At 41.0% G+C, this 9473-nt stretch carries 9 protein-coding genes and 1 pseudogene; 6 read left to right on the top strand and 4 right to left on the bottom strand.

Annotated elements, in window-relative coordinates; genetic code table 11:
• Positions 1-449: 449 nt before the first annotated feature.
• From IM456_RS09475 to IM456_RS09485, 3 genes are read left to right on the top strand one after another with little or no spacing between them, the layout of a single operon-like run.
• Positions 450-1835, top strand: a complete 1386-nt coding sequence (locus IM456_RS09475; RefSeq protein WP_287691809.1) for a dihydrolipoyl dehydrogenase family protein — start codon at positions 450-452, stop codon at positions 1833-1835.
• Positions 1836-1860: 25 nt separating this feature from the next.
• A complete protein-coding gene (tmk, locus tag IM456_RS09480) occupies positions 1861-2484 on the top strand; it encodes a dTMP kinase (protein WP_287691807.1) in 624 nt (207 codons plus the stop codon).
• A gap of 4 nt (positions 2485-2488) precedes the next feature.
• Positions 2489-3982, top strand: a complete 1494-nt coding sequence (locus IM456_RS09485) for a thymidylate synthase (protein ID WP_287691806.1) — start codon at positions 2489-2491, stop codon at positions 3980-3982.
• A gap of 158 nt (positions 3983-4140) precedes the next feature.
• Here IM456_RS09485 and IM456_RS09490 read toward each other — a convergent pair whose 3' ends face one another.
• The 4 genes from IM456_RS09490 to IM456_RS09505 form a co-directional block, all read right to left on the bottom strand.
• Positions 4141-4572, bottom strand: a complete 432-nt coding sequence (locus IM456_RS09490; RefSeq protein WP_287169302.1) for a DUF4278 domain-containing protein — start codon at positions 4570-4572, stop codon at positions 4141-4143.
• A 597-nt stretch (positions 4573-5169) separates the two neighbouring features.
• Entirely contained in the window at positions 5170-5925 is a 756-nt protein-coding gene (locus IM456_RS09495; RefSeq protein WP_002758792.1) for an ABC transporter ATP-binding protein, read from the bottom strand.
• Positions 5926-6729: an ABC transporter permease gene (locus IM456_RS09500; protein WP_172970564.1), complete on the bottom strand. Its 804-nt coding sequence runs from the start codon at positions 6727-6729 to the stop codon at positions 5926-5928.
• 370 nt (positions 6730-7099) lie between these two features.
• Positions 7100-7975, bottom strand: a complete 876-nt coding sequence (locus tag IM456_RS09505; RefSeq protein ID WP_061432495.1) for an ABC transporter ATP-binding protein — start codon at positions 7973-7975, stop codon at positions 7100-7102.
• A 161-nt stretch (positions 7976-8136) separates the two neighbouring features.
• Between IM456_RS09505 and IM456_RS09510 the strand changes: the two genes are divergently transcribed.
• From IM456_RS09510 to IM456_RS09520, 3 genes and pseudogenes are all read left to right on the top strand, one after another.
• Positions 8137-8637: a L,D-transpeptidase gene (locus tag IM456_RS09510; RefSeq protein ID WP_149988178.1), complete on the top strand. Its 501-nt coding sequence runs from the start codon at positions 8137-8139 to the stop codon at positions 8635-8637.
• 198 nt (positions 8638-8835) lie between these two features.
• Positions 8836-9090, top strand: a complete 255-nt coding sequence (locus IM456_RS09515) for a SemiSWEET transporter (RefSeq protein ID WP_002743903.1) — start codon at positions 8836-8838, stop codon at positions 9088-9090.
• A 123-nt stretch (positions 9091-9213) separates the two neighbouring features.
• Positions 9214-9473, top strand: a pseudogene (locus IM456_RS09520) (RNA-guided endonuclease TnpB family protein); the annotation flags it as partial.

The raw sequence follows: 9473 nt of genomic DNA on the forward strand, positions 1-9473 counted from the left end.
AATAAGTACGGGCGAAGCATTCGGATAGAAAATCTACGTTTTCACCGATAGGTTATTGCCCGAATGCTTCGCCCCTACAGGACGCGGGCCGATGAAGACGCAAGGTTTTGAACGACGATTCTCTCAAAATCTTGCACCTGTGGGAGCGAGAAAAGCCCCAAAACCCTTACTTTGCCTACATTTCAAATTTATTCAGCAAACCCTACTTAAGTGTTAAGTTTCCGATTCCTGAATGCTGTCTCCTGATTCCTGACTCCTGACTTGAAAGAGGGTGTAGGGTGTAGGGTGTGGGGTGTGGGGGAATGGGGAAATGGGGAGACCACTTCGTGCGCGTTGCGGGGGGAAGTGGGGAAGTGGGGGAATTTCAACTAAAACCCTTAAACCCTAACACCCTAACACCCCAAAACCCCCAACACCTTTTTTGACTTTTGACTTTTTACTTTATATTTGTGGTTTACGACTTAGTAATTATTGGTGCCACTCCTGCGGGGATAGAAGCGGCTTTGTTGGCTGTTCACCTCAAAAAAAGGGTGGCTTTAGTGCAACAGCCTTCTAGCGACAATTTAGAGGCATCTGAGGACATTTTTAGCAAGGGCTACAGCCAAATTATCCATCTCTATAAACTGCTGAATCATTGGCAAGAAACGGCCATTTATCCCCAATGGCAACGGTTGCGGCAATGGTTAGAGGAAGTAGATAAAACTATTAATAAAAATCATTCTTTGGCGAGATTAGCCACGGAAGGAATAGATGTTATCCTGGGTGGGGGGGAATTTGTCCGGCTGCCCCATTTAGGATTTGTGGTTAATGGTCGGCAATTGTTGGCTAAACACTATCTTATCGCCACGGGTTTTTATCTGCAAGTCCCGAAAATTTTCGGCTTAGATGAGGTTAATTATTTTACCGCTCAAACCCTTTGGCAAGAGCCAAATTTAGACAAGTTGGGACAACATTTAGCGATTATTGGCAACAGCAGCATGGCTGTGAGTTTAGCGCAAATTCTCCGACGTTTAGGGAAAGAAATTAGCTTAATTATCGAGGATAATTATCTACTGCCGGATATTGATTGGGAAATCTCCCATTTAGTTACTGCCATTTTAGAAGCGGAAGGAATTAAGATTTTACCCGGCTATTGTCCTAGTCAAGTGAAAGCGATCGAGGGTCAAAAATGGTTACAATTAGGCAATCGTGTCATCGAAGTTGATGATCTCATTTTTGCCGGTAATTATCAAGTCAATGAACAGGGATTAAATTTGACCGGGGTGGGAGTTAAACTAGAGGAGGGATTAATTAGGGTTAATCAGCAATTACAAACCGATAATTCCCGCATTTATGCCCTAAATTTGCTCAGAAATAATTATCCCGATCCTACTTTAAATCATCGGGCTGCTTTTGGGTTAGTCAAGCATCTGCTCACGGGAGAAAAATTTAACTTTAATCCCGAGCAAATTCCCTCATTTATTGCTTTCGATCCTGCTATTGCTTGGGTGGGTTTAACTGGAAAAGCAGCCCAGGACAGCTATGGTGAGGAGGTAAAGATGATCAACTATCCAATTAAAAATATGGTCCCACAGCAAATCTGGGGGGAAACCACGGGATTTTGTCAATTAATCTACCGACAAGATGGTAAAATACTGGGAGCGCAAATAGTCGGTAATCAAGCAGCAGAAATGATTAGTATTATCAGTTTAGCTTTACAAGAAAATTTAACCATACAATCCCTCAATAAAAATATTTATGCTTGGGGAAGTATGGGAGAGATTATCGGAGAAATGACGCAATTAATCCCCCCAAAAAAATCTTGGTTAACTTGGCTAAAACAATTATTCAGATAATTAGAGCGAGAAGGAAGATTAAATTATGAAACCGAAGTTTATTGTCTTTGAAGGTATTGACGGATCGGGAACAAGTACCCAAGCAAAACTCTTACAAGAATATTTTTTAAAGCGAGGGGAAAAAGCAGTTTTAAGTCCGGAACCTTCCGAGGGAGTCATCGGTCGTTTGATTCGAGAAATAATGCAAACTAATCTTATTTCTATCAAAGATCAAAATCAATTTGACCGACAAATGGCCTATTTATTTGCAGCTGATCGCCATGATCACTTATATAATGATCACGATGGCATTTTTAAACTTATTCACCAAGAACAAACCCACGTTATCACTACTCGTTATTATTTTTCCTCCCTGGCCTACAATTGCAATAATCCCGAAGAATTTGCTTTTGTTCGGCAGTTAAATCAACATTTTCCCAATCCAGATTTAGTTATTTATATCGATGTTATTCCCGATATTTCTCTAGCAAGAATTAAAAACAGAGCCATCACAGAAGTGTACGAAAAACAAGAAAAATTAATGAAAGTTCGTCAGATGTTTATCGAGATATTTAAAGAATATAAAGATAATTGTTTACAACTGGATGGGAGTGATACAATAGAAAACCTTCACCGAAATATTATTAATTATCTTGAACGATTAATTTAAATCCATGCTTAGTACAGAAACCACCCCTAAATTCATCTACCAACCCCACTATAAACCCAATCAATTAATCTGCGGTCACGGACAAACGGCAATTATCACGGGATGGACAGTAAAACAGTCCCTTGCTAAACATTTAAATCCCGACCAATACGCGGTGATTGGTAATCTTTATAGTCCCACCAGAGGAATTAGTCCCCTGCTGAGAAACTTAATAGCAAATCCCCACGTTAGATACTTAGTTATTCTCAACGCGACTAAGGAAGATAAGAACTCCGGTAGCTGTCAATGTTTGCTAGATTTTTTTAGTCAAGGATTCCAGTTAGGAAAAAGTGACACAGGTAAAGAATGTTGGCTAATTAATTCTTCTACCACTGGATATATTGACAAAGAAATTGACAGAGAAATTCTCGAAAAATTGCGTCAATCAATTCAATATCAACCAGTTATATCCATCCCAGAAGCGATTGAAACTGTCAAAAATTATGCAAAACAATCCCCCTTACCAACTTGGGGAGAACCATTAACCTTTCCTATCTCAGAAAATCTTCCTTCTCTCCTACCCGGGACAAGATACGGTCATCGCATTGAAGGAAAAACTATTGCCGAAACTTGGGTAAAAATTCTCCAAAAGATTAAAACCACTGGCACAATTAGACCGACAGGATATGATGGTAAATGGCAAGAATTAATTGACCTAATGGCCGTTGTCACTGATGAACCACCAGAATTTTATTTTCCTGAACCTAATTATTTGCCTATAGATAGAGCTTTTCTCACCGAATATATCGGGCAAATTCTCGATGATTCCCCTATACACCAAGGAGTTAAATACACCTACGGTCAAAGATTGCGCTCTTGGTTTGGCCGGGACCAAATTGCACAGGTTATTAATAAATTAATCTCAGAAATTGATGCTGCTAGTGCAGTTATGTCCCTCTGGGATGTGAAAGACCACGAAAAGGGAGGTAGTCCCTGTTTAAATCATATTTGGGTGCGAGTGGTGGAAAATGAATTATCTCTCACCGCAATATTTAGAAGTAATGATATGTTTGCCGCTTGGCCGGCAAATGCCATGGGATTGCGCGCTTTACAGCAACATATTTGCCAAGAAATCAATCAACGCTCCCAGTATAATTTAACCTTGGGTCCATTGATTACTATTAGTCAATCAGCCCATATATACGATGATACTTGGGAGAATGTCGAACGATTAATCGCCACCCAGTACGATAAAATTGTCAATCAGCGCAATTTTTTTGACCCTAGCGGTAACTTTTTGATTTCTGTGGAAAAAGAACAAATTCTTGTCCAACAAACTACCCCCGGCAGCGGGGAAGTTGTCGCTTGTTATCAAGGCAAAAATCCCCTCAAATTAATCCGCGAGCTTGCAACAACCAATCCCGCAATTATTCCCGAACATATCGGTTATCTGGGAATCGAGTTACAAAAGGCATACAATTGTATCAAAAATAATCAGCCTTATATTCAAGACCAGTAGATAGGTGGGAAGTTTCAGTGAACAGTGAACAATAAACAGTAAACAGTGAAAAGACAGTAGGAAACTTCTATTTAATACTACTCACTTAAAACTCAAATCTGATAACTGATAACTGATAACTGATAACTGATAACTGATAACTGATAACTGATAACTGATTACTGGTCCTTGTTTGCTGAACCAGCGCCGCGATATTTGAGAGATGAGGAGCGAATTGGGTTAGCCACCGTCGGATTATTGGTGATTTTAACCTCCGCACCGCGATATTTACCTCCTCGCTCCTTGACAGGAGCCTCGGTGACTGTTGGCTCGATATAGGTGGCGCCACGATACTTTTTCTCGCCGACGGTTTCTGGAGTGGGGACGGGGAGATTCTTCTGCTCTTCTCGTCCTTGCCATAAAAAGGTGACGACAATCACAACTGTCAAGAGAATTAATAGCTGAATCTGCCAAGGAGCTAAAACCAGACTCAACACTAAACTAATTACCGTGGCGGCACTGGCCAGATAAGCGATCTCATCGCTGGACTGCTGCCAGAAATAGGCAGCCAAGGCAGCGGTGAATAGTGGGAACAAAAACGAATAGGACATTCTGGGTACACCTTGTCACGCTAGTGAACCAATCTCCCTATATATTACCTCCCTAGCTTCGATCGGCGAAAAATATTAACTTAGCTTATACATCCTATAAGTTTTATTTTGTCAATCCTTCTTTACAATTCGTAAAAATATTGTTACATTTATTTACATGAACTAAAAGTTAAAGCAAAACAGCCAAGACAGCAAGCCAGTTCAGATTGTATCGGGGAGTATCAGACAAAATATGATTCCCTTAGTCCGAGACAATGGCAAAAAACTTGGCCTACTAGCTTAAAAAAGTTTTCGGGGTTTGGGTTTACCCCATTGACAGATTTGCTTGAGTTCTCCTACATAACTTAGCGCTACCTCGGCTGGACACCGAGGTTTTTTATTTGGTTACAGCGTTTTCGACTAGGTAGGTGGGTATTAAAAACTTTCAGATCCCCCCCTTATTAAGGGGGGATTAAGGGGGGATCGGCACCCCCCTTATCAAGGGGGGCAGGGGGGATCGAACCTAAAATCCATTTTTAATTTAATTATAACCAGCTACTTAAGTAAAACGTAGATACATTATTACTATCTAACAATTAATTGAGATTACCTACTTAATTAAAAATTAACTTCATTTTGATGCACGGAATCCAAATAAAACTTGATTACATCTTCCGATGCACCCTGACATTGCAACTGTCCCTTATTCAGCCAAATTGCTTGGTTACAGGACTCTTGAATTAAAGTCAAATCGTGGGAAACTACTAAAATAGTAGCGTTAGAATTCCAGAATTTTTTTAACCGTCGTTTACACTTATTTTTAAAACTTTCATCCCCGACGGAAAGGACTTCATCAAGAATAAGAATATCGGGGTGAACCTCCGTGGCGATCGCAAATCCTAAACGAGCCACCATCCCGGAAGAAAGAGATTTCACCGGCGCTCCCATATATTCTTCTAACTCAGCAAAGTCAAGGATATCTTTGGTTTTTTCCTTCATTTCCTGACGAGAAAATCCCAGCATTACCCCATAGAGAATAATATTATCTTTTACCGGTAAATCTGGATCAAAACCCGCTCCTAATTCAATTAGAGAGGCAATTTGTCCCCTGACTCTCACCTGTCCCTTTGTCGGTTCCAGAATACCACAAATGACTTTTAAGAGAGTAGATTTTCCTGCGCCATTAGCTCCAATGATACCTAATTTTGCTCCAGAATTAATGACTAAATCTATATCATCTAGAACTAATTTTTTGGCAGGTTGACGATATTTACCTTCAAGAATAGAGAAGATTGTCCTTTTTAGATCGTAGGAGAATTCTTCTTGAGTACGTCTTTCGAGAGACACTTGATCGAGTCGAATTACTTCTGTCATTTATAATAAATCCATAAATAAATGTCGCCAGAGTCGGAAGCAAGTCCAACCAATTCCTAAGATGATTATCCCACCGAGTAGAGATTGAAAAATCAAACCAAAATCCGGTAATCCGGGGGAAAGGGACAATTGGCGAATACTTTCGATTACTGGCAATAATGGGTTTAATAGGAGGAATGGTTTTACGGAAGGAGGAATAATTTCTGGGGGATAGAAAATCGGGCTGCTAATCCAAGCGACAAAACAAACAATTTCGTAAAAATAGGGTAAGTCTCTGAAGAAAACGTAGAGGGTACTGATAAAGAAACCCACTCCCGTGCAAACCAGAGAAAGACCGATCACGGGAAAAATCAGAGCAATTACATTAAGTAAACTTTGAGATTTCCAGAGAGTTACTATAGCCAAAAGGGGAAAGATACTAATAGCAAATTGAAAAATATTTGCCACTACCATGGAAACGGGAAAAATGCTAACCGGCAGACGAATTTTATTTAAAATACTGCCATTACCAACGATACTAGGTAAAGCTTGGTTAGTGGAAGCATTAAAAAAATTTATTACTACTAAACCAGTGAAAGCCGCTAGGACATAGTTAACTATAGAATTATCAAAATAAGAGGCGAAAACCGTGCCGAAAATTGCCGTGTATAGTGCAGTCATAATCAGGGGATTTAACAAAGACCAGTAAACCCCCAGAAAAGAACCCCGATAGCGTCCCTTGAGATTACGTTCCACTAAAACACTAAGCAACTCGTAATATCGTCGCGCTGTTGACCATCTAGTTTTTGCCTGGAGATCGGTCATAGGGATAATTGTCATCTTGTCAGTATTCAGTGCTTTATTCTAAACGATTACCGTCAATTTTGTCTATCGATCGAGGGGGGACTCTAGTTTTTATCCAGTTCCCGACGACTCTCCCTCTCGGGAAAAAGTTCCCTTGCTGGGCCATTTATCTGGCTCAAAAAGCTTAAAACCCGCTAAAAGCCTCTTTTTTTAGGGTTGAACTCGGTTTTTAGGGACAGCCTCAGCTAATTGACCTAGACTCTAGCAGGTTGGCCGATAAAATAGACATCAGATAAAAGCCAAGAAATGCCGATTTAAACACAGCTAATCTCAGAAAAACCGGAGTCAAAAACCGATAACTGAACAACTTCCTAACAGCCAAACCAAGAATTTAATCTAATTGATGTCCCGTCAGTTCCACAAAGATATCTTCGAGGTTGGAAGGGCGACACATTACTCCAGTTTTATCGCTCAAACTGTCAAGATAGGCATTGGCATCAGCCACGGTGGGGAAGAATTTATAATCGATTTTATCGCCAACTTGTTTGATAACTAAACCCTCGCCATACTTAGTGCGAAAATCCGTTATAGTTCCTAATTCGATTAATTTGCCTGCGTCCATAATGCCAATTCTGCCCAGTTTTCCCGTGCCGTTATCCTGACAGAGAAATTCCACTTCTTCCATGTAGTGAGTGGTTAATAAAATTGTCATTCCTTGCTGGTTTAAATCTCGAATTACTTCCCACAAACGACGACGATTTTGGGGGTCTAAACCGACAGTCGGTTCATCGAGAAAGAGGATTTTTGGTTCGTGAAGAAGAGCGCGAGCAATCTGTAAACGTCGTTTCATCCCTCCGGAAAGAGTTTTGGCAAGGGCAGATTTTCGATCGCTTAAACTGACATAATCTAAATAGCGATCGATTAATTCCTGTCTCTGGGGATTGGGGATATGGTGCATCCGGCCGTGAAATTCCATATTTTCCCAGACGGTTAATTCCCCATCAACGCTAATCTGTTGCAAGACTACCCCAATATTTTTCTTCACCTGATCGCGGTATTTTTTCACATCATACCCCGCCACTGCGATTTCTCCTTGACTTGCTTCGGTTAGGGTGATAATCATGCGGATTGTCGTCGATTTTCCCGCACCGTTGGGACCGAGTAAACCAAAGATTTCCCCTTTTTCGATGGTAAAGGAAAGCTCGTTAACTACTGGGAGATTGTTATAGATTTTAGAAACGCGATCGAGAGCAATAGCGGCGGTCATAGTTACAAAAGTTAATATTCCAGCTATGGATTAGTGTAACCGAATTAGCCCAACTCGACTCCGATTTTATCCTCCCCTCCCGCACTCACCATATCGACGGTTTGACATCCTCACAATCAGATTAGAATACGGATAAAAAATTTTGACTTTGCTGGTATCAGATGCGAGTTTTTCTGCCGATTCTCTGTTTATGTCTAGGAATAGGGGAATTTTTCCTCAATCCCCCGATTAGTCTGGGCAATTCCCTTCCCGCAACCACGGCAACCCGAACGGAAACCCGTTTGCTGCTGAATTTAAAAAAAAGACGGGTTTTTGTTTACCAAGGACAGAAAATAATTGCTTCTTACCCAGTGGCGATCGGTCGTCGGGGTTGGGAAACCCCGACGGGACAATTTAGGGTGATTCAGATGGTGCGGGAACCGGTCTGGGAACATCCTTTCACCGGTCAACTGGTGCCATCGGGAAAAAACAACCCTTTAGGGGCGCGTTGGATCGGATTTTGGACCGATGGCGCGAATTTTATCGGTTTTCACGGTACACCGCAAGAAAATCTCATCGGCCGGGCCGTCTCCCACGGTTGCGTCAGGATGCGCGATCGAGATATAAAGGCTTTATTTGAAAAGGTACAAATCGGCACTTCAGTGATAGTAATCGCTCAATAAGTAGGAGCTGCTGAAAAAGTTTCTTAGTGGGGTTAGGAGTCGGTCGTCGGTCGTCAGTCCTGATGAAAAAATTTTCACCCCCACAGATGAAAGAGGTTTCCTTTCCTACACCCTACACCCTACACCCTCTTTCAAGTCAGGAGTAATTTAGATAGTCAACAGTTTAAAATGAGAGAAACTAAGCCAAGAGGATAAGCGGTGAATATTATTGAACTAATCGGGATCGTGGCGGGAATATTAACCACTGTCTCCTTTTTACCCCAAGTGATTAAAACTTGGCGTTATCGTTCGGCTAAGGACTTGTCCCTAACTATGTTTATTTGCTTTTGTCTGGGGGTTTTTCTCTGGCTCATCTACGGGATTTATATGAGCAGCAAACCGATTATCGTCGCTAATTTTGTTACTTTTATCTTAGCGGGGACAATTCTCTATTTTAAGATTAAATATGATTAAATTGACAATCCCTTGCAGCCCTCTTGGCTCACGTCAACGAAGGCAGCAGGCGGTTGGCAGGGGGCCGTGTCAACTTAAAGAATTTTGTGTTAAGATATTGATACCCAGTCTAGCATTGTCAAAATGTTTGTACTAGAATACAAAGTCAAGCCAAAACCTAATCAAATAGAAGCCATTAACGAAGCAATACGGACAACCCAATTTGTTCGGAATAAAGTCCTGCGTTATTGGATGGATAATCAGGGTGTTGGCAAAACAGAGTTATTTCGGTACAACACAGCATTAAGGAAAGAGTTTAAATTTGTTGATGATTTAAACTCCCATGCTTGCCAGACTGCCGTAGAAAGAACCTTGCGGGCAATTACTCGGTTTTACGATAATTG

This window comes from Microcystis sp. M079S1 (assembly GCF_020246425.1).
In the GTDB taxonomy this organism is placed as follows: Bacteria; Cyanobacteriota; Cyanobacteriia; order Cyanobacteriales; family Microcystaceae; genus Microcystis; species Microcystis aeruginosa.

Coding starts and splice junctions, on each gene's coding strand:
- IM456_RS09500 (WP_172970564.1), bottom strand. CDS start 6,729: ATGACCGATCTCCAGGCAAAAACTAGATGGTCAACAGCGCGACGATAT.
- IM456_RS09510 (WP_149988178.1), top strand. CDS start 8,137: ATGCGAGTTTTTCTGCCGATTCTCTGTTTATGTCTAGGAATAGGGGAA.
- IM456_RS09490 (WP_287169302.1), bottom strand. CDS start 4,572: ATGTCCTATTCGTTTTTGTTCCCACTATTCACCGCTGCCTTGGCTGCC.
- IM456_RS09505 (WP_061432495.1), bottom strand. CDS start 7,975: ATGACCGCCGCTATTGCTCTCGATCGCGTTTCTAAAATCTATAACAAT.
- IM456_RS09495 (WP_002758792.1), bottom strand. CDS start 5,925: ATGACAGAAGTAATTCGACTCGATCAAGTGTCTCTCGAAAGACGTACT.
- IM456_RS09485 (WP_287691806.1), top strand. CDS start 2,489: ATGCTTAGTACAGAAACCACCCCTAAATTCATCTACCAACCCCACTAT.
- tmk (WP_287691807.1), top strand. CDS start 1,861: ATGAAACCGAAGTTTATTGTCTTTGAAGGTATTGACGGATCGGGAACA.